Source organism: Chlorobiota bacterium (assembly GCA_016700335.1).
Lineage (GTDB): Bacteria > Bacteroidota > Ignavibacteria > OLB7 > OLB7.
The window spans coordinates 2,946,351-2,966,688 of record CP065014.1; the positions used below are offsets into that span (position 1 = coordinate 2,946,351).

Annotated in this window: 20 protein-coding genes; 10 read left to right on the plus strand and 10 right to left on the minus strand. The window is 29.3% G+C overall.

All coding sequences use genetic code 11. The features are described 5' to 3' along the window. Positions 1–183 precede the first annotated feature (183 nt). Complete coding sequence (locus IPP08_11930) at positions 184–336, plus strand: hypothetical protein (GenBank protein ID QQS66450.1); 153 nt, start codon at positions 184–186, stop codon at positions 334–336. 126 nt (positions 337–462) lie between these two features. On the opposite strand, the gene IPP08_11935 is transcribed toward IPP08_11930, so the two are convergent. Continuing rightward, the gene (locus IPP08_11935) at positions 463–945 is read right to left on the minus strand and encodes a tail fiber domain-containing protein (GenBank protein QQS66451.1); all 483 of its coding nucleotides are present in this window, start codon (positions 943–945) and stop codon (positions 463–465) included. 102 nt (positions 946–1,047) lie between these two features. Between IPP08_11935 and IPP08_11940 the strand changes: the two genes are divergently transcribed. Further along, a complete protein-coding gene (locus IPP08_11940) occupies positions 1,048–1,719 on the plus strand; it encodes a TIGR02253 family HAD-type hydrolase (GenBank protein ID QQS66452.1) in 672 nt (223 codons plus the stop codon). A 221-nt stretch (positions 1,720–1,940) separates the two neighbouring features. On the opposite strand, the gene IPP08_11945 is transcribed toward IPP08_11940, so the two are convergent. Then, on the minus strand, positions 1,941–2,207 hold the full coding sequence (locus IPP08_11945; GenBank protein QQS66453.1) for a hypothetical protein: 267 nt from the start codon (positions 2,205–2,207) through the stop codon (positions 1,941–1,943). Between IPP08_11945 and IPP08_11950 the strand changes: the two genes are divergently transcribed. Then, positions 2,184–2,570: a hypothetical protein gene (locus tag IPP08_11950; GenBank protein QQS66454.1), complete on the plus strand. Its 387-nt coding sequence runs from the start codon at positions 2,184–2,186 to the stop codon at positions 2,568–2,570. The two genes, IPP08_11945 and IPP08_11950, sit on opposite strands and share 24 nt — an antisense overlap. Before the next feature lie 8 nt (positions 2,571–2,578). Continuing rightward, positions 2,579–4,015, plus strand: coding sequence for a T9SS type A sorting domain-containing protein (locus IPP08_11955; protein ID QQS66455.1), 1,437 nt, complete (start codon positions 2,579–2,581; stop codon positions 4,013–4,015). Positions 4,016–4,106: 91 nt separating this feature from the next. On the opposite strand, the gene tuf is transcribed toward IPP08_11955, so the two are convergent. Beyond that, on the minus strand, positions 4,107–5,312 hold the full coding sequence (tuf, locus tag IPP08_11960) for an elongation factor Tu (GenBank protein ID QQS66456.1): 1,206 nt from the start codon (positions 5,310–5,312) through the stop codon (positions 4,107–4,109). A 671-nt stretch (positions 5,313–5,983) separates the two neighbouring features. Between tuf and arsM the strand changes: the two genes are divergently transcribed. From arsM to IPP08_11990, 6 genes are all read left to right on the plus strand, one after another. Next, positions 5,984–6,952 carry an arsenosugar biosynthesis arsenite methyltransferase ArsM gene (arsM, locus tag IPP08_11965; protein ID QQS66457.1) on the plus strand — a complete coding sequence of 323 codons (969 nt, stop codon included), beginning with the start codon at positions 5,984–5,986 and terminating at the stop codon, positions 6,950–6,952. A gap of 60 nt (positions 6,953–7,012) precedes the next feature. Then, positions 7,013–7,432, plus strand: coding sequence for an acyl-CoA thioesterase (locus IPP08_11970; protein ID QQS66458.1), 420 nt, complete (start codon positions 7,013–7,015; stop codon positions 7,430–7,432). A 56-nt stretch (positions 7,433–7,488) separates the two neighbouring features. After that, entirely contained in the window at positions 7,489–8,388 is a 900-nt protein-coding gene (locus tag IPP08_11975) for a 4-hydroxy-tetrahydrodipicolinate synthase (GenBank protein ID QQS67891.1), read from the plus strand. 29 nt (positions 8,389–8,417) lie between these two features. Continuing rightward, positions 8,418–9,179, plus strand: a complete 762-nt coding sequence (locus IPP08_11980; protein QQS66459.1) for a prolipoprotein diacylglyceryl transferase — start codon at positions 8,418–8,420, stop codon at positions 9,177–9,179. A 146-nt stretch (positions 9,180–9,325) separates the two neighbouring features. After that, a complete protein-coding gene (locus IPP08_11985) occupies positions 9,326–9,772 on the plus strand; it encodes a DNA-binding protein (protein QQS66460.1) in 447 nt (148 codons plus the stop codon). A gap of 55 nt (positions 9,773–9,827) precedes the next feature. Beyond that, positions 9,828–10,403: a tRNA-(ms[2]io[6]A)-hydroxylase gene (locus tag IPP08_11990; protein ID QQS66461.1), complete on the plus strand. Its 576-nt coding sequence runs from the start codon at positions 9,828–9,830 to the stop codon at positions 10,401–10,403. Between the two features lie 72 nt (positions 10,404–10,475). Here the strand turns inward: IPP08_11990 and IPP08_11995 are convergent, their stop codons facing one another. The 7 genes from IPP08_11995 to IPP08_12025 form a co-directional block, all read right to left on the minus strand. Next, positions 10,476–11,294: an outer membrane beta-barrel protein gene (locus tag IPP08_11995; GenBank protein QQS66462.1), complete on the minus strand. Its 819-nt coding sequence runs from the start codon at positions 11,292–11,294 to the stop codon at positions 10,476–10,478. Between the two features lie 272 nt (positions 11,295–11,566). After that, a complete protein-coding gene (locus IPP08_12000) occupies positions 11,567–15,700 on the minus strand; it encodes a hypothetical protein (protein ID QQS66463.1) in 4,134 nt (1,377 codons plus the stop codon). Positions 15,701–16,036: 336 nt separating this feature from the next. Next, positions 16,037–16,969, minus strand: a complete 933-nt coding sequence (locus IPP08_12005; protein ID QQS66464.1) for a hypothetical protein — start codon at positions 16,967–16,969, stop codon at positions 16,037–16,039. Between the two features lie 187 nt (positions 16,970–17,156). Further along, the gene (locus tag IPP08_12010; protein QQS66465.1) at positions 17,157–17,978 is read right to left on the minus strand and encodes an energy transducer TonB; all 822 of its coding nucleotides are present in this window, start codon (positions 17,976–17,978) and stop codon (positions 17,157–17,159) included. Between the two features lie 181 nt (positions 17,979–18,159). Next, positions 18,160–18,963, minus strand: a complete 804-nt coding sequence (locus tag IPP08_12015; protein ID QQS66466.1) for an energy transducer TonB — start codon at positions 18,961–18,963, stop codon at positions 18,160–18,162. Positions 18,964–19,116: 153 nt separating this feature from the next. After that, positions 19,117–19,662, minus strand: coding sequence for a biopolymer transporter ExbD (locus IPP08_12020; GenBank protein ID QQS66467.1), 546 nt, complete (start codon positions 19,660–19,662; stop codon positions 19,117–19,119). Positions 19,663–19,767: 105 nt separating this feature from the next. Further along, on the minus strand, positions 19,768–20,274 hold the full coding sequence (locus IPP08_12025; GenBank protein ID QQS66468.1) for a biopolymer transporter ExbD: 507 nt from the start codon (positions 20,272–20,274) through the stop codon (positions 19,768–19,770). Positions 20,275–20,338: the final 64 nt, after the last annotated feature.

The window sequence follows — 20,338 nt, forward strand, 5'->3', positions numbered from 1 at the left end:
ATATCAAATTTAATTTTTTTGTTTTTAATTTTTTTGAATGGTAGGAATTTTTATAAATGGGTGTATTTTCCAAGATAATCAAATGAAAGATGTACCAATAGATTCAAATGGATTAGTAATAGTAGAATATAAATTTGTTAACTTAGGAATGTAATTAATTAAACAATCAAAAATAAAATAAACATGGAAAAAAGTACATTTAAAGAAATAATGATATCAGACGGTGGGATGACAATAACTCCACCACCAAAGTCAAAGCCAGATGATGTTGGAAACTCAAAGCCAGCTGGTGAAAAAAAGGTGAAAACAATTGAAAATATGAAAATGAGATTTTGAAAATTTTATTAGCCAATTAAAACCCAACTCAATTAAAACTAAGAAAACCATTTAGTAAATTAATTATAATTTTAAACTGTAATCTAAATGGAGAGTTAAAAAAACTCTCCATTTTTTTTAATAAACTTATTTCTGTGGAATAACTAAAGAGCCTTCTAATTTCCTTTTTATTTCATCTAACTGAGATTGCAAGTCCTTTAATTTCTCAGCTTGTGATTTATTTTCAATTTCTAATTTTTCGTTTTTACTACTTAGTTCTTTTATAGCCTCAACAATTACAGGAGTTAACCTTCCGTAATCAATTGTTTTTGCTCCAGTTGCTTTATCTTCAAAAACTATTTCTGAGAACTCTTGTTCAAGCTCTTGTGCAACTAAACCAATTTGTGTTACTTGAGAAAACTTCATTTTAGAATTAGCATTTGGATTCCAAAAATATCTAACTCCACGAAGTTTTAATAAATTAGGTAATGCTTGTTGAATTGGAGTTATTTCCATCATATAATTCAAATCAGAAACAACTGGATTTGTTAGTAATGGTAATTGTTGTGCAGTTAAAATATTAGCAAAACAAAAAGTCATAGCTACAATTAAATAATAATGTTTTTTCATTTTAATTTGTTAAAAATGGTTTGGTTAATATTAGTTTCAATTCATTAATTTGGTTAGTGTTAAAATAGTGGTTTTTTAATTAATTCTAAACAATAAAAAATAATGATTCGTGCAGTTGTTTTCGATTTAGATAATACTTTAGTTGACTTTATGGCAATGAAACGCCAAGCCATAAATGCTGCTATTGATTCTATGATAGATGCTGGCTTAAATATGTCTGTCGAAAAAGTTAAATCACATATTGATGAAATATATTTAGAACAAGGAATTGAATATCAAAAAGTATTTGATGAGCTGTTAATTAAAGTATTAGGTAAAGTAGATTTTAAAGTTTTATCAGCTGGTATTGTTGCTTACCGAAGAGCTCGTGAAGCAGCATTAAAGCCATATCCTCATGTTTCAGCTACTATAATGGAACTTGTTAAACGTGGAATTAAATTAGCCATTTTATCTGATGCTCCAACTCGTGAAGCTTGGTTAAGATTGTGCTATATAAATTTTCATCATTTATTTGATGCTGTTGTTACTTTCGATGATACAGGAAAAAGGAAACCTGAACCAGAACCATTTCTATTAGCTCTTTCAAAACTTGGAGTTGAGCCTCATGAAGCTATTATGATTGGTGATTGGGCAGACCGTGATATGGTGGGTGCCAGACAAGTTGGAATGATTACCGCCTTCGCGAAATATGGCGATTCTTTTGGAAATCAAAATGTAAACTCAGATTATGTACTTGAAGATATTACAGATCTTTTGAAGATTGTTGGAGTATGATAAGTTAGTTTAAATGTTACTCAATTCTTTAATTATTTTCATAAATAAATAATTCTCAACTATTTCAAATTATTTTGTACATTTAAAAGTTGAAGGATATAATGTTTCATATTTTTTTTTAAAAATATTTAAGCTCTAACTTTCATATCAATGAAATTATTAAATCTTAAAAAAATCAATGTTTTAGTTTTTTTCAAATTTATCCTATTAATTATTATTTTTCATACTATTCTGAAAAATAATACATTTGCAAAGATTGATAACCCTACATACCCACCACCTAATGCCTGTGTTGATTGCCAAGAAAATAAATGGTATTGGGATGTTGTAGCTTTTCGCCATCCTTGACCAGATTCAGTATATTGTCCAATTATAGTTGAGTATAAAATTTCATTAGGTTGTGGTACTTGTGAATTATGGCTGGATAAAATTACAGAACCTACAGATTGTTCATGTTTGGTAATATGGATTATAACATTATATTTCAAACGGCAGTTAAATCAGCGTTGGATGCTGTCAAGAATATTCCAGGTGTATGTACTACAGTTCTCCATGTTTATACATCAAATTGTTGGTTAACTACCGCACCATTTAATATTGCTCCGTATGGTCAACCTGCAAATTATATGCAAGCTATTTTACCTTGTGGTGAAAATTGTTGTGAAAATTTATTTGATTTAACAACTAATCCACCAACTCATATATCAACTTCTGTAAAAGGCAATGGTATAGATAATTGTATAACTCTAATATCTGGAACTAGACAAAATAATGTTTGCTATACAGTGCCATGTGAAGCCTTTCTACCATCAACAAAGCTATTTAAGAAAATTATTTCTAATTCAAATTGATTAAAATAATGAATAAAATATTTTTTTACATATTTATTTTTGGATCAAGTTTATTTGTATCTATTTGCCAACCTCATATTTGGAAGGAGGTACTTTATTATCCAAAAGAAAATTTCTATACGAACTTTTATGTTGGGTCAGTTTTAGATTCAGATCATATTGTAATGCCATATTTTATGAAAAATCTAAATAATACAAACGAATTTGTAAGAGGAGTGGTTAATTCTACTAATGGAGGTTTAACTTGGGAACATATTTTACAAAATTATCAAATTCCTGGAACGAAGAACTTTTTTTGGCCAAAAGTAATTGAGTATGTTTCAAAAAATGATATATATTTAGGTTGCGAACCAAATTATGTGGTATATACAAATGATGGTGGGAAAAATTGGGAATCTAAACAATTGATAATTCCTAATTTATCAATGTTTCCAGCAATTCCTTATGTTTCCTTACTGAGTATGCATGATAAAAATGTTGGGATTGCTTTAGTAGATAGTGAAGCTTTTGGTGTAAACACTCATTTATTTTCTACTACTGATGGTTGGAAAACTGTTAAGGAAGTAAAAATTCCAACTGGCTTTTATGTTGCACAAGCTGCAACTTCAAGATATAATGGCTTTATTAAATGCCTAGGTCCAAATATATTTTTATGTAAAATTTTAGATTTAAAAACTTCTAAAAATGAATTCTTAGGTAAAACAATTGATGGAGGTGAAAATTGGAAAATTATTGAAGACCCTGTTAATTCCTTTATTCCAAGAGATTCAATTAGTGCTCGCACTTTTGTATTTAAAGATTCTTTAACTGGTTGGTGCTTGGGTCACATTTATCCTGAATTAGTTTATAAAGATACTACTCGTGGGTATTTATCTAAAACTACTGATGGTGGTGCAAATTGGAAGTTTGTTGAAGTTATTAATATGCCTATAGATCCTGATACTGTTAATAGAAATAGAAATAGTTTATATACTGGTTTTTATAAAAACGAAGATTCTAAAATTCAAGTAGCTACTCCTTTTTCAAGTAGATTAGATGAGAAAGGCATTTGGACTATTGACTCTACTACTGAATATGTATTTTTTAAGAAATATTTTATTAAAACTAGACCTAATGCTCCTAACATTTATATGTTTGTAAATGGAGATAAAATTATGAAGGACTTTGGTGAATACACTCCTTCTAACATCGTAGAATTTGGACGAGCAATAAATGTTAGTATTTTTCCCAATCCAAGCCATTCTCGTACTTTATTAACTTTAGATCAAAATCTTTGTTCTGGCAATGTTCAATTATTTAATATTAATGGTGAGTTAGTAAAAAGAATTTATTTTAACAATGAAAAATATTTAACTCTCGATTTGAGTGAGTTAACTGTTGGTTGTTATAATGCTGTAATCAATACTAATTTAGGAGTTTCATTTAAAAAAATTATTGTTCAATAACTTTTGTTTTAGGTCGTTTATTTATAAGAATAAACCCTGCACTGTTTTTAAAACATTGCAGGGTTTAATTTTTGTTAATCTAATGAGTATATTATTTGATAATTTTAGTAACAACACCCGCACCTACAGTACGCCCTCCTTCACGAATCGCGAAGCGAAGACCTTCTTCCATAGCAACTGGCATAATTAACTCTATTTGCATGTTATCAATATTATCACCTGGCATAACCATCTCAGTTCCAGCAGGAAGTGAAGCAACTCCAGTTACATCTGTTGTTCTAAAATAGAATTGTGGTCTGTAGCCATTAAAAAATGGTGTATGACGTCCGCCTTCCTCTTTAGAAAGTACATAAACCTGAGCTGTGAAAATTGTATGAGGAGTAATAGAACCTGGCTTACATATAACCATTCCACGCTCTAACTCTTCTTTGTCAACTCCACGAAGTAACAAGCCTACGTTATCACCAGCACGACCGTTATCTAAAAGTTTACGAAACATTTCAACTCCGGTAACAACTGATTTTTTATTTAAACCAAAACCAACAATTTCAACTTCCTCGTTTACATTAATAATACCACGTTCAATACGACCAGTACCTACAGTACCACGACCTGTAATTGAGAATACGTCCTCAACTGGCATAAGGAAAGGTTTTTCTGTATCACGAATTGGAGTAGGAATGTAAGTATCAACAGCATCCATTAAATCCCAAATACACTGATAACGTGGATCTTCTGGAGGTGCACCTTCAGTTCCAGCTTCTAAAGCTTGAAGAGCTGAACCTTTTATAATTGGAATGTCATCACCAGGGAATTCATATTTAGTAAGAAGTTCACGAAGTTCCATTTCTACTAACTCAATCAAATCAGGATCAGCAATATCAACTTTGTTCATGAATACAACCATTTTAGGAACACCTACTTGACGGCATAACAAAATATGCTCACGTGTTTGAGGCATTGGTCCGTCAGTTGCAGCACAAACTAAAATTGCTCCATCCATTTGAGCAGCACCAGTAATCATGTTTTTTACATAATCGGCGTGGCCCGGACAGTCAACGTGTGCATAATGACGAGCATCTGTTTGATACTCTACGTGTGCTGTTGCAATTGTTATACCACGTGCACGTTCTTCTGGAGCGTTATCAATCGAATCGAATGATCTTCTTTCACCACCATTTTTAATAGCCAATGCCATTGTAATAGCAGCTGTTAAAGTTGTTTTACCATGATCAACGTGACCTACGGTACCCACATTAACGTGGGGTTTACTTCTGTCAAATTTCTCTTTAGCCATTGTGATTTAAAAAACTAGTTTTAAAAATTTATTGTTTTATTATATTAATTTCGAAATATGAAATTTTGCTTGCAAAAATAAGAAAATAATTTATTATGATTTTTATATTACAATATTTTTATTTTATAATGACTTTTTTTATTTGATAAACTTTCATTTTTACCATGAAAAATTTCTTTTCCTTAATTTAGTATGTTCTTATTTTTTAATCAAAAAAATGTTTTTTCCTTTGTATATTAGTTTGTATTTATCATTCTGAAAATCTTATAAAAAAATAGTTATTGATAACTTAATTATTAATATAATCAATTGCTTTATCTAATGGAAACACAATAGAATTGGTTATTGTACAAGAATTTAGAGAAATGAAAAAGGTACAAAATGGTTGTGATGTTTTTAATTTAAAAATTTTATATTTTAATAAAAGCACCTGAATATATTTTTTTGAAATCTGATAAAGTTTTATTAATATAATTCCTTTGAATTTCAAAACATTTGTATTAACATAATTTTTATAAAATGTTGATTAAGAATTAATTTTAAACAATAAAAAAAAATATTATACTCAACAAACTACAATTCTTATTATTGACAAAGAATTTTAACAACATTTTTTATTTATTCACTTCATTTAAGTTCAACTTTTTTTTCATTTATTACCTTTATAAATTTTGAGTTATTTAGAAACTACTAAAGATGTTTATTCTCAAGCAGCTCTTAAACCTGATATTGGTTTGTGTTGTACAACTTCTCCAGTTTGGCAATTCCCAGACTTGATGATACCACAAATTATGCTCGATATGAACTATGGATGTGGTAGTACAGTTAATCCGAGCGACTTAATAAATAATCCTAAAATTCTTTATGTTGGAGTTGGTGGTGGCATGGAAGTTCTTCAGTTTTCATATTTTAGCCGTAACTCAGGTTCTGTTGTAGGTGTAGATGTAGTTGATGATATGATTATTGCTTGCAAAAATAATTTGTTAATTGCAGAAGAATGCAATTCTTGGTTCAATAGTAATTTTGTAGATATTCGAAAAGGAGATGCTTTAAATTTACCTGTTGAAGATAATTCCATTGATATTGCTGCTCAAAATTGTTTGTTTAATATCTTTGAGTTAAATGATTTAAAAAAAGCATTATCTGAAATGTATAGAGTATTAAAACCAAATGGTAAACTTGTTCTTTCTGACCCTATTTGCAACCAACTCATACCAGATAATTTACGAAATGATGAACGGCTTAGAGCCTTATGTTTGAGTGGTGCTATACCTTTGGATGATTATATAAAATTAATTTCAGATATTGGTTTTGGAACAATTGAAGTAAGAGCTAAAAGACCATACAGAGTTTTATCTCCAAATCATTTTAATACTCAAGAATTACTTTTTATTGAAAGTGTTGAAGTATGTGCAATTAAGCAGCCTGTACCTGAAGATGGACCTTGTGTTTTTACTGGTAAAACAGCAATTTATTTCGGGAAAGATGATTCTTTTGATGACAAAAAAGGACATCACTTAATTGTTAATATGCCTTTGTCTATTTGTGATAAAACCGCTAATAACTTAAATGCACTGAATAAAGAAGATATTTTTATTTCAGATTCTACATATTTTTATAACGGAGGTGGCTGTTGTTAATTAGATTTTTTTTTCAATTCAAATCAATTAAGTTAGTTTATAATTTCACATTAAACATCATTGAAACCATTTAAGATTATTGAACGCGTTCGTTGGATTGACTGTGATCCAGCACAAATTATATATTATGGTTCGTACATAAGATTTTTTGAAATTGCTGAAACAGAAATGTATCGGTCAATGGGTTTACCTTATTCTGAAGCATTTCAGAAATTAAACTGTTTTCCTATTCGTGCTGAATACTACAATAGTTATTTGCATCCTGCTAAATTAGACGATGAAATGGAAATATCAATTTGGATTTCTCATTGGGGAACGACATCATTTACAATCTCTTTTAGTTTTGAAAAAAAAGGTACTAAAATCATTTTGGCAAAAGGTTATTGTAGGCTTGTTTGTGTTTCCATTGAAGACAAACAGAAAGTAAAAATTCCAGAATTACTTAGGTCTTCTCTCCAACAATTTACAATTCTAGATTAATAATTCAATAAATTAATTTTACTAACTTTATTTTTTTATAAAAGAAAATGGAATATATATTCAAAGGTACAGGAACAGCACTCTCTACACCATTTAATTTAGATGGTTCAATTAATTTTTCATCTTTAGGTAAGCTTATTGATTATCAAATTGACAATGGGATTGAATGTCTTGTTCCATGCGGTTCTACTGGAGAAAGTGCAACAATGAACCATAATGAAAGGATTGAAGTAATTAAATTTACTCTTGAAAAAGCAAGAAATTATGCTTCTCACAAACCTAAAGTAATTGCAGGGACTGGGTCTAATATTACTAGCCAAACAATTGAATTTTCCCTTGAAGCTCAAGAATTAGGAGTTGATGGGGTTTTACTTGTTTCTCCTTATTACAACAAACCGAATCAGAATGGATTAATTGCTCACTTTAGTGCTATTGCGAATGCTTGTTCAGATTTACCAATTATACTTTATAATGTTCCAGGAAGAACTGGAGGGAATATTACAGCAGAAACAACTTTAGAACTTGCTTCAAAATTTAAAAATATAGTTGCAATTAAAGAAGCATCGGCTGATATAGAACAATGTTCAAAAATTATTCGCGATGCTCCAAATGGGTTTGGGTTATTGAGTGGAGAAGATAGCCTTACAGTACCATTAATTTCTCTTGGTGGTATTGGAGTTATTGCAGTTATTAGTAATGAAGCTCCCAAAGATTTTGGTGATATGGTAAGATGTGCTTTAGCAAATGATTTTAATCATGCCAAGTTCCTACACCATAAACTCTTTGATTTAATGAGAACAAATTTTATTGAAACAAATCCCGTACCTGTAAAAGAAGCTCTTAGTATGATGGGTATTTTTGAGGAAGCAAATTTTCGTTTACCTTTAGTACAACTATCTAAAACAAATAGAGATATTTTAAAAACAGTACTTATGGAATTGGGTTTAGTTAATTAATATCCTTAATTCATAAAATTAGTTTTTTCATGAATTTTCCAATTGAATTTCATATTTCAAGTTTTAATATTTCAGCTCATTTTATTTTTGAATCGCTTGGTTACATTATCGGTTTTAGATATTATAAATATCTTCGGTCAAATTTTGCTCAAAATGAGATTTCAATTGATAAAAACTTATGGTTAATTACAGGTTGTATTTTTGGAGCTGCTTTAGGCTCAAAACTCTTAAATATACTTGATGCCCAAGAGTTTACAAAACTTAATTTCTTAAACTTTTTTCTTGGAGGCAAAACAATAGTTGGTGGATTTATTGGAGGATGGGCTGGTGTAGAAGTTGCCAAATATTTTAATCAAATTAAATTTTCAACTGGAGATTTATTTGTGTTTCCAACAATAATTGGTACTTGTATTGGAAGAATTGGTTGTTTTCTTCAAGGTCTTGAAGATGGTACATATGGCATTAAAACAAAGTCTATTTTTGGTGTAAATTTTGGTGATGGAATAAACAGGCACCCAACACAATTATATGAGATTTTATATTTGCTTTTAATTTATTTACTCCTAAAGAAAATTTATCAAACTGGCTTACCTAACGGAACACTTTTCAGAATTTTTATGATGTCATATTTTATTTTCAGATTTTCAATTGAATTTATTAAGCCCAATCATATTTTTATTTTTGGATTAAGTGCAATTCAAGTTGCTTCTTTGCTAATGGTATTTTATTGCTCAAACATTTTTTTTCCTAAAAGTAAATATTATTTTTTAAATAGGTATTTTCTATATTAAAAAATCATTAACAATATTTTTTTACTTTAAATATGGATATAAAATTGTTGAAGAAATAAAATGGAATTAAATCTATTATCTAATTATCATAATAAACCATTAAATTAATTTACAATTAATATTGTTCTTTTACTTTTACTTATTTTATGAATAGAATTCCTTACAAACAAAATAGAATTTTCATTGGTAGAATACCATACAAAGCAGATCTTGTTTCATATTTAACTAAATTTGTTAATGAAGAAAATATCAGATGTGGAACAATTAACGTCTATGGTTATTTGGAGAAAATTGTTCTAACAAATTTTGAATTTGTTTCAAAATTTACAAATCAAGTTGAAATTATCAGTAAAGAAACATTGCTTGAAATATGTAGTTTAACTGGTGTAATATCTCAATTTAAAGGAAGATCTAATATAAAATTATCTGGAACATTTAAGAATTATTTAGGTGAATTTATTGGTGGTACAATTTCTATAGGAACTATTGTATATTCTTGTGAATCTGTAGTAACAGAATTTATTGGGGCTACATTATCAAGAGAATTTGATTTAGAAACTGGTTTGCCATTATGGAAGAACTCATTATTATAATTTTCATTGTATTGTTATTTATCAATCTTATAAATCAATCTCACCTATAATAATTATGCTTTGTTTAAAAGTAACTTCTCAACCTCAATGGATAAATGAAGCAAAGAATAACTTAAAGCAAGTTTTGATTGATCATGCACATTCTGAAAAAAAAGCAGCAATGAATGCAATTACATTATTAAATCGTTATCCTGAAAGAAATAATATGGTTGAAAAAATGCTTGCTTTAGCTCAAGAAGAGCTTGTACATTTTTCATCAGTTATGTATTATATTAAGAAGTTTGGGTTTACATTAGTTAGAGATGATGGCGATTTGTATGCACAAAAGTTACATGGATTGATACGAAAATTAGAACCATTCAGATTGTTAGATTCATTACTTGTTGCTGCATTAATTGAAGCTCGATCTTGTGAAAGATTTTCAATTTTAAGTAAAGCTGTTGAAGATAATGAATTGAAATTATTTTATAAATCATTATTAGCATCAGAAGCTGGTCATTATTTAACTTTTTATGATATGGCTTGTGAATATTTCAATGAAAATGAAGTTAAATGCAGATTTGATTGGATGTGTAATAGGGAAGCTAAGATTATTTTAGAATTAGGATCCGATCCAACAATACATGGTTAATTAATAAGGGTTATCTGTAAAAAAAAACCGTATCAATTAAAATTGATACGGTTTCGAAATTTAAAAATATAATTAGAAAGCTCTACGGAAATCAACAAGAATTAAGAATGAATTTAAGCTCCAATTTTGAGCACTTGTAACTTTTGTAAGCCCTAAATCATAATAAGCTCCAGGAGTCATAATAATAGCGTTGTTAAACAAACCTACTTCCGCTAGTATACCTGCTCTTAAAGCAAAACGAGTACCACTTTTTTGTTCAATCTCACTATCTTTTAAAACTAAAGTTCTTCCATTGTTTTCAGAAGGTAAATTACGTGGATTTTTAAATCTAGCATTTTCTGGTAAATCAAGATTTTGTACTTGGCGATTGTTGTCACCAATTGCTAAACTTATAGCCGGACCAGCTACAGCTGATAAACGTAAGTTATTAGTTATAGGAAGTATTTCTTGTTTGTAAAGAACATCAAGTGTTGCAAGATTATATTTGATGCTAGATTCAAGAGCAACTGTTTGTTTCACTCTTTGGGTTGTGTTCCCAGACTGAACTAATACATCAACATCAGGCATTTGATTTGTAAACAAACCTGGACGAGTTTCATACATTATTCTAGGTACAATGCTCCATGTTTCACCAGCAAGAAATTCTACAGTGAAACCTGCAGCAAATCCCCAGCCAGTTCCATTTTCGAATGTTGGGCATAATGGTTCATCAAATACTCCAAAACCACCAGTATGATAATTTCTATTAACACCGAAAACTGGACCCATTAAAAGTTTTGATTTTTTTACAATAGGATCAAGTGGGTTAGAAGATTCATCTTGGGCTTGAGCAGTGCTGAACATACTTATTGCACTTAAAATACACAGAAGAGAGAGTAAACGTAATTTCATAATTCAGTTTAACCTTTAAAAGATTTTATTGTGAAAGATTATAATATAATTTTTTGAGTTAAGATAGAACAATTTAAATACAAATCAACTTTAAAAATAGAATAAAACTAATTTTATAGATTGAGATAAATAATTCTTCAAAGTTTAAGACACACAAATATCGTGAATAGTCGCAAAGTATGTAACATTTTTTTTAAAATAAATTTAAATTTGGTAATCAAATGCTACTAAGTTGTAATCTTCAATGTAAATATTCAAGTTAAGTAACTTTCTTATTTTATAATAACTAAATTTATACTTTCACTATATTGACCAGATTTTAATTCACAAATATATTTTCCACTTGGAATTTCACCAATATTAAAATTAAATTCATGGTGACCATCTCTTAAATAACTTTCTATAAATGTCCTAATTAATTGACCATCGGTTGAGAATATTTTAAAAGTTGTTATACCTGCAAAACCTAAATCGAATTTTACATTTATTGATGAACTTGCAGGGTTTGGTTCAATAGGTGATAAGGAATAATTAACTCCTGTAAACTCCATCAACCTATTGTTTAATCCACAAATACTATCAATTTTAAATGGCTGAATTGTTTGAGTTGCAGGTGCACATAAAGAATCATCAATTCTCATTGTTATATTAAAAACACCTTTATTTGTATCACTAAAAAACATCACAAAAGGAATTTCTGGGAATATTGCATTATCTAAAGGAAGTGAAATCCCACTTCTAGGTCTTAATTCAATTGTAAAAATATTATTATTAACCTTTGGTTGGCCATATGGCAACCAATCAGACTTAGTCGAATCTAATATCTTTGTCCATGCTTCAGGACTAAATAGCGCCATTAATGGATCAAATTTCACATCTAAATATACTCTCTGTCGAGGAAGGTTGTTCCAATGTACTTTTGAGACATTAACTTTCAAGTTCAGAATTGCTAATGGTTTTACTTTTTCAGGAGCTGATGAAATAATTGAATGTTCTTGAGATTCACTTTTCCAACTGAATGATTTGCTAAATACTTGACCTGGAAGCTCAACATAAGTCCAAGTTAATTTACCAATTACATTTCCAACATAGCCATCTAAGAAGACATAAAATTTTACAGTAAGTTTGCCATTTTCATCTATTATTTGATTTGGTAAAGGTTGGTTAATCAATTTAGCAATATTTGGAGTAGACTCTAAACTAAGTTTTGATAAAGTTAAAGGAGTATTACCTGTGTTTATAAGGTTAACTTCTCCTCCCCTAGAATCACATGAATGAGAAACTGTTGGATCAAAACTAATATTATCTTTTTGTTCAGCTTCTAAGCAATATCCAGCTAAAACAGAATCAATTATACGGTAATTTCTTGAACTTGTTTGTGCTTGAATAATACATTTTTTTTGTCCTCTTGATTTTGGTGTAAATCTAACAGGTAAAGTAGCTGTTTCTCCGGAATTTAGTACAAGTGGAAATTGATTTGGTAAAATTATAAATTCACTTACATCTCCAGAACTAATATATGGCTTTTCAATAGTAATTTTTTCATTAGATGTATTAGTTACATAAACTACTGTATCGTGAACTGTATTTATAAATCTTTTCAACCAATCATAACCACTCAACTTAGCTCTTAAAATAAAGCCATTCCCTTTTAAATTGTTTATTGCTGTTAGATTGTCATTATTTAAAGCTGTAATATCGGTAATATTTTGACCATCCTTAACTGCTGTATAACAAACATTAACCCATACTGTATCGCCTTGAGGTAATTTTAAGGGAAATATAGTTTGATCTATATAAAACCCCTCAGGAACCAAACCAAACACACCTGTAAGCGTTGCTGTATCAGAACCTATATTAGTGATATATATTTTAGAACAAGATGTGTCACCAACTTGATGTTTTCCAAAATCATAACCACTTATAAATAGTTTTGGATAAATCCCACTTCCTTTTAATTGTCCAACAGCTGCTGAATCTGCATTACCAGTGAATTTAATTGTTCCAGTATAATTTGCAACTACTTTTGGTTTGAAGCAAATTGTAAGAGTTGTATCTTTTCCTTTTTCTAAAAAAATTGGCAAGTAAAAATTAGAAGTAAATACATTTGTATCAATAATGATTCGTTCAATCTTTAATCTTGCAGCACCAGGATTTTTAATATGAATCTTCATACACCTATCCAAACCAATCCTTAAACTTTTAAAATCAAGACTATCAACCCTTATTAATGGCTTACCAATTGCTGTTCCAAAATCAGTATAAAACGGTCTACAATTCGCAATAACTGTTAAAATATCTGCATAATTCTTTCTTTCAAATCCTTGGAATCTTATAGTAACTTTCATTGAGCTACCTTTTGGTAAACTCCTTTTTATTAGAAAAGGCTTAACTCCATCAATAGAAAAGATAGAGAATCCTTGATTTAAGGAGTCCAACCCAAACTTCAAAAATATAGTATCTAAAGACATTAAATCTTGAGTTTTGTTTTCAATAAATAGATCAAAAAATTTAATCTCAGCAGAATCTAAAGAGCTTAAAACAGATCCATTGAAAGATATTTCTGGTTTATATATTTCCAAATCCAAATCAATTGTATCGTAATTTGCTGGAACAAAATAGTCTTTTGCAATAACTCTAGCCCTTCCAGATTTAGTAGGATCTTTAGTAGTAACTGTAGCAGCAACTTCATCATCCCCAGAAATTAAAAAATCCCTCTTAAGTTCAACATTTATTGAATAAGCAGAATCTAAATAAATATCTCGCAATCCATGGTCATTTTTAGAACTATCTGTTACAATTAATGCCCATCCGGCACAATCCTTTTTAGCTTTGATGATAGGCTTATTTCTATCAATGACATCTAACTTTCTCAGTCCAGCACCAATCTGCCAAGCATAAGAATCAACAAGTCCAACACCATATACAATTCCACCAAACAAACAATCCCCTTGAAGAGCAAGTACAGAATTATCTGGCACTTCAAAATAAGCATAACTATAAGCAAAGTTTAGTGGACCAACCAACCCAGTTGAAAATTGAGGGTAGTCTTTGATTAGCTTACCGTTTAATCTTAAGGTATTAAAACCATTCGTTTCACCTACAATATTAACATAATGGTGGTCAAATTGAGTTTTTGTATCTGTATAATTCCTTTTATTAGGAAGAGTCTGGAATACTGCAGCATTTACAAATTGTTCATTTGGAGTTGCCAAAACCAAGTCAGGATCAAATGGATGTGGGGGTAATTGATCTACTACAGCAGCATTTACATTATCAGGATCAGTCCACATAGATCTTGAATACTGAGCAACAAGTATAGGTGCTGAAGCCTCAATATAAGCCACATCTTTGAGATCAAAGTCATAATACCTAACTAATGGATTTAATGAAAAATTTCTATAATCACCATTATTAGTAGATAATGTAACATCAATTGGACCAAAGTTCTGAACTCCAGCAATAATTCTTAACAAATCTCCACCACTATTCCTATGTTGCATTGGAGTAACTAAATACTTCCGCCCTAATTCATTAGTTGGGGGAATCATTTCAACGATATGATCCTTAGAAACTTCTGCATTAAATAAATCAGGTTTGGTTCTACCTATACCTGCTCGAATATGACCAGAAAAAAATCCAACAGGTTTATCAGATAAAACATACGATCCAGTTAAGTCATTTCCATTTCTACTCCTTGAACTATCCTGAAATTGAAATACTTGGCCTCTCATTAACAATATTCTTTTACCAGCTGTTGTTATCGTTTTAGTTGGTACTGTTGGATAAATTGTAACATATGTTGAATCTTCTTTTGCCACAACAGCCGACTCTGATCCTCTAATAATATCTCGAACATTACCAGATAATGGATCAACATTTTGTATAATAGAATCAGTTGGATATGAATCAACAGAGTAATTTGCACTGATATATCTTGTTCCCCATGAGTTATCTGGGAGTGCTAAATAACCATCAGATGTTTGTAGTTTACTATTATAACCATAAACTGAAATTGGATGATTCATTGAATAAACTTCAATTCCAAGATTAAACACTCCTTCACCTATGCATTCAAAATTTTCATTAATTGGAAAGGTTACAACCGAATAAGGTGGAACGTATTTAATAAAAGTAACTGCTGGTTCAAAGATACTTAAACTTGGCACTATAACTGTAACTGTATCACCATACCTTGATCCAACTTGTATCCGCATATCAACATTATTATTATACCTGAAAAGTTCGTTCTGCATAAACACTAACCAGAAATGTTTTCCTTCAGCATTTGAACCTAACAAGTTATGTCGATTTTCTTTTTCATTATCTTGAGCTCTTGTTATATTGGTAAGTATTGCTATTATCAATAGCAATGTAATTGATAACAGTGTAAAATTCTTTTTCATCATCAAATTGTAACAATTAAGTTTATGGATTCATTTACTTCAACTCATATTATCTTAAGATTATTTATAAGTTTAAAGTTTAATTGAATTAAAATTATTCAGTTCTCAAAATTTAAATCAGTATGCTTTGGGAAAATAAGAAACTTTATTCAAGCAGAATATTAATATTTTAGATTAAGACTACAGTTAAATTTTTTAGTAAGTTACTAAGTTTTCGGAATTTTCAAATTAATATTTATTATATATACAATACTATAAAGTAAAACCATACATAACAAATTTAAAAATCTAAATCTAATAATTAAAACTACTTAAAACTTAATTAACAAATAATGTTTATAACTTAATAATATTATTCATTTTATTTAGTTCCAATATTGTATTCCCATCATCATCAATTTTAATTATTGACTCAAATTTTGAATCAAACTCAATTTCTTCAAATATATACGAATGCCTGCTATATAGAGTTTGTGAATAAAGTTCATCAAATCCTTTAATCAATACCATAATCTCTGGAGATAATTTTTTTATTTCTAATGTTGTAAGATTATATAAAGGACTAGATTCGTTAAGAAAATGAACAATTGTCCAACCTAAAGTTAAAACATTTATTTTTGACAATTGAAGCTCTAACTCTTTGAAAAGTCTTTTTGGTTTTTCATTTACAATCTCTAAATATGCAAATATAGTTTGCGCTTCAACCTCAATAATCTGAGAAGATCTTTGATTTGCAACTCTAAACATTAATGCCAATTGATTATCAATTTTACCTATAACTGCTTTATTGCTATACATTAATTTTGCCTTTGGTTTTGCAAATCTTCCGTACAAAAGTCCCGTAGCCAAAGCAAAACCAAGAAGACCAGACATAGATTCAATAGCAGCAATAATATTTGCTCCATATCCTTCAGGGCTAATCCTCCCGTAACCAACAGTTGTAAATGCTTGAGTACTAAAGAAAAAACATTCTAAAAAATCTTCCCAATTTGATTTAGGAAAAATACCAGCTAAATGTTCAACTCCAACTAAATAATAGGCTAAAGCAAAAATTATATTGATTGAAACATATAGGACTAAAACTACTAAATGGAATTTCATCCAACTCATTCCTATTAACATATGATACAAATCAAATCTATCTAATATGCTCTGACCTCTTCTTTGTATTGTTGACCCACCTTCTTTACTAATCAATCTTTTTTGCTTTACATCAGCTATACTTCCATAACCTAATTCTAACAAACTTGAAATATTTTTATCTGTCATAAACTAAAATTAGTATTAAATTATTATATAAAATTAAAAGGTATTTAATTTAAAGAAATTACTTGCAATTATTTCTAAAAAAAAATACTTCAATATTTTTTGAAGTATTTTCTTTAAAATAAATCTCATTCTATTATTTAACTATAAGAAAATTAATTAGTAGAAGATTCTTTAACCCCTTTTATATTTATCTACTAAGTGAGAATTTTATTGGTATTGAAATCCAAATTCCTACTTTTATTCCATTTTGTTCAGCTGGCTTGTAATTAGTTTTTTTTATTGCACTTATTGCAACATCCTCAAGTATTTTGTTTTCTGATTCTATAACTTTTGTTGTAGTAACTTTTCCTTCATCATTAACATAGACCAGAACCGTAACCTTACCTTGAACTCCATTGTTCATTGCAATTTGTGGATATTCAATATTTTTTAAAATCTCGTTGTAATCAAATTCAACTTCTTTTTCAACAAAAATAAAGTCTTCAGAATTATCATTTAAACTTGTATAACTATTTCCATTAATCAATTTCCCATTTTGATTTGGTTTATTATCATTTATGCTATTACCACCAATATTGCTTTCTATTGAATTGTTTAAATTGACAGATGAATTATCTAAAGAATCATTATTAATAAAATTTAGATCTATTATTTGATTTACATTTTTTATAGGATTACCAGTTGAATTTATTTTATTAATAATTCTTCGATTGTTAGAATAATTTGTATTTGTTGATTTAAATACCTGGGATTGTTTTTTTATTGCGTTATTATTATTAGTAATTTTAATAGTTTTTGGAATTTCTATAAAAGGTAACCTAATAACAGTTGTGCTTAATGGGAACTCAATTTTTGGCGATTTTGCTACTCCAATTTTACTATTAATTAAAACTATTCCTATTAAAATCAAATGTGCAATTACTGCTCCAAATAAACCTACGATTAGGTTTTTGTTATATACTTTTTTAAGTTCTTGTGCTCCAATTTGAATTCTATCTTTGTTTTTCATTTCAATTGCAGATTATTAGTTATAAGAAATAGATGTTTAAACAACATAAACATTAAATTAGCTCTAGTTACAAGAGATATGAATAAAAAAATTGAAACAAAAAAAAGTCAGTTGAAATTAATCAACTGACTTTATACATTATCCTAATTTTCTTAAATCTAAACTTCTTAAATCGAAATTTTTATTGACTTAACTTAAAGTTTACTGGTACAGATATCCATTGAACTACTGGAGTACCGTTCTGTATTGCAGGTGTAAATGAAGTTTCAAGTACAGCCTTTTTTGCAGCAGATTCTAATAATTTATTATCACTTTGATCTATTAAAGTTTTCATAGCTCTACCATCTTTTCCAACTAATACTCTAATTATAACTTTACCTTCAACATTATTTCTGCGAGCAATTTCTGGATACTCAACTCTCTTTTGTAAATCATCATAATCAAGATTTGCATCTTTCTCTACTGAAACAAACTCATCTGGTTCGGGAAGTTTGTCTTCATCAGCTTTTTTTTCATCCACTTGCACTTTAGGACCATTCCCAATGTTGTCTTTTATTTCAGTGTCTTCAATTTTAAATCCAGTTCCATCACCAGAAGTAGTTGTAGCAACATTTACTTCCTTTGTTGTTGCAAACTCTTTCATATCAGGAGTTATAAGTGCGTCAGGAACAGCAACCGGAGTACCTGCATAAGATGCAACACCACCTCCTCCATTATTTGTTATAAGATTCTCTTGAATCATTGGAGGAGGAGGAGGTGGTTCTGTGCTTGCTTGTTGCGGTGGAGGAGCTAAGTTCATTAACTTCATTTTTGCAACAGGTGCTGTTTTTGAGCCACCAGCTTTACCTACCTTCATTCCACAACTATAAATCAAGAATAAACATAAATGAATTCCTACAGATATGCCGAAAGCCATGGAAAGATTTTTTTCATAAACCCTTTTTAACTCTGCAGCACCGTATTTAAGTTTTTCTGGTATGCTCATTTGATTTTCTTTTTAAAAATTTGTTTTTCCAATATGACTATTTATTATCCACATTTAGGACAACATATCACTTTTTTTCTAACAAAACATTTTACAATTATTTTTATACAATAGAATAGTTTTATCTTACATAACATTTATAACCATTTTATGTTATAAAACTTTCTCAATCTCAGTTTTTTCTTTTTCTGTTAAAGGAACTAATGCGAACCTACGTTCACGTTTACCAATACCAGGATCCTTACTATAAGTTAAAGCTAGCTCACCTTCTGCTAAGTTAAGTTCATTCAATACTTGAACTAATCTATCATAAGTAGCTTTTGAATCAACTTTTAAACTTGTTATTAACTTATTTCCCATCTTAGAATTTTCTGCTACTGAAAGAGCTTTTAACTCTCTCATATCAACTTTCTTAAAGGCTGGGTTAACACCTGTATTATATATCAATTGATTATCTCCTCTAATAAACAGATTTAACAATTCGGTTTGCCTTACTTGAACATCTTTAATTTCAGGAGGAATTGACATCTCCATGATCTGAGGTTGGCTCATTGTTGTAGCAAACATGAAGAATGTAAGTAAAAGGAACGCCACATCTACAAGTGGTGTCATATCCATTCTAAATCCTACTCTCTTAGGTTTTCTCGCACCACCTTTTTTCTTATGGCCACCTCCACCACCTAAATCTACACTTGACATTTATTTAGATTAAATTTAAAATTTTAAACCTTAAAAATCATTTTAACTTTTTTATTTTAACATCAAAAGCTGATATAACTTAACAAAAAATAATAATAATACTCTTTAACTCTGTTTGATTGTAACAAAGTTAAATATAGTTGCACCTTGATTTCTCATAGTATTCATTACTTGCTCTATCCTTCCATAATTAACTCTTTTATCAGCATCAACAACAAATTTATATTTACTATTTTGCCTTCGAGTTTGAAGAATCATAGCTCCTAAAGTACTTGTGTCTGGAATTTGAATTTGAGTCATTGAACTTGCTTTTGTTGCATCTGTACCTGGAACAATCATATAAACAGGTGAACGATCACTAACATTTGATAAAGCATACCAAATTGTAGTGTCATTTCCTTCGATAGCAACTTTTACAGTTGCTGTATTCTTTTCAGGTAATTTAGTTGTGTCAGCTGAGGCTTTTGGTCTTTGAATATCAAATTTTTGTTCACTTTCAACATCAGATTTAAACTTTGCAGTGAACATAAAGAATGTCAGTAATAAGAACGCTACATCCACTAAAGGAGTCATATCCATTACTACACCAACCCTTTTCATTTTATGTGCCATCTATATATTATTCTTTTTTCTATTAAAATTGGTAGTAACAAAAATTATTTTAAAAGCTGTTATT

Bases quoted from the DNA above. Each gene is read 5' to 3' on its own strand.
- IPP08_11930 (QQS66450.1), top strand. From the start codon at position 184: ATGGAAAAAAGTACATTTAAAGAAATAATGATATCAGACGGTGGGATG.
- IPP08_11935 (QQS66451.1), bottom strand. From the start codon at position 945: ATGAAAAAACATTATTATTTAATTGTAGCTATGACTTTTTGTTTTGCT.
- IPP08_11940 (QQS66452.1), top strand. From the start codon at position 1,048: ATGATTCGTGCAGTTGTTTTCGATTTAGATAATACTTTAGTTGACTTT.
- IPP08_11950 (QQS66454.1), top strand. From the start codon at position 2,184: ATGGATTATAACATTATATTTCAAACGGCAGTTAAATCAGCGTTGGAT.
- IPP08_11955 (QQS66455.1), top strand. From the start codon at position 2,579: ATGAATAAAATATTTTTTTACATATTTATTTTTGGATCAAGTTTATTT.
- tuf (QQS66456.1), bottom strand. From the start codon at position 5,312: ATGGCTAAAGAGAAATTTGACAGAAGTAAACCCCACGTTAATGTGGGT.
- IPP08_11980 (QQS66459.1), top strand. From the start codon at position 8,418: ATGAATTTTCCAATTGAATTTCATATTTCAAGTTTTAATATTTCAGCT.
- IPP08_11985 (QQS66460.1), top strand. From the start codon at position 9,326: ATGAATAGAATTCCTTACAAACAAAATAGAATTTTCATTGGTAGAATA.
- IPP08_11990 (QQS66461.1), top strand. From the start codon at position 9,828: ATGCTTTGTTTAAAAGTAACTTCTCAACCTCAATGGATAAATGAAGCA.
- IPP08_11995 (QQS66462.1), bottom strand. From the start codon at position 11,294: ATGAAATTACGTTTACTCTCTCTTCTGTGTATTTTAAGTGCAATAAGT.
- IPP08_12000 (QQS66463.1), bottom strand. From the start codon at position 15,700: ATGAAAAAGAATTTTACACTGTTATCAATTACATTGCTATTGATAATA.
- IPP08_12005 (QQS66464.1), bottom strand. From the start codon at position 16,969: ATGACAGATAAAAATATTTCAAGTTTGTTAGAATTAGGTTATGGAAGT.
- IPP08_12010 (QQS66465.1), bottom strand. From the start codon at position 17,978: ATGAAAAACAAAGATAGAATTCAAATTGGAGCACAAGAACTTAAAAAA.
- IPP08_12015 (QQS66466.1), bottom strand. From the start codon at position 18,963: ATGAGCATACCAGAAAAACTTAAATACGGTGCTGCAGAGTTAAAAAGG.
- IPP08_12020 (QQS66467.1), bottom strand. From the start codon at position 19,662: ATGTCAAGTGTAGATTTAGGTGGTGGAGGTGGCCATAAGAAAAAAGGT.
- IPP08_12025 (QQS66468.1), bottom strand. From the start codon at position 20,274: ATGGCACATAAAATGAAAAGGGTTGGTGTAGTAATGGATATGACTCCT.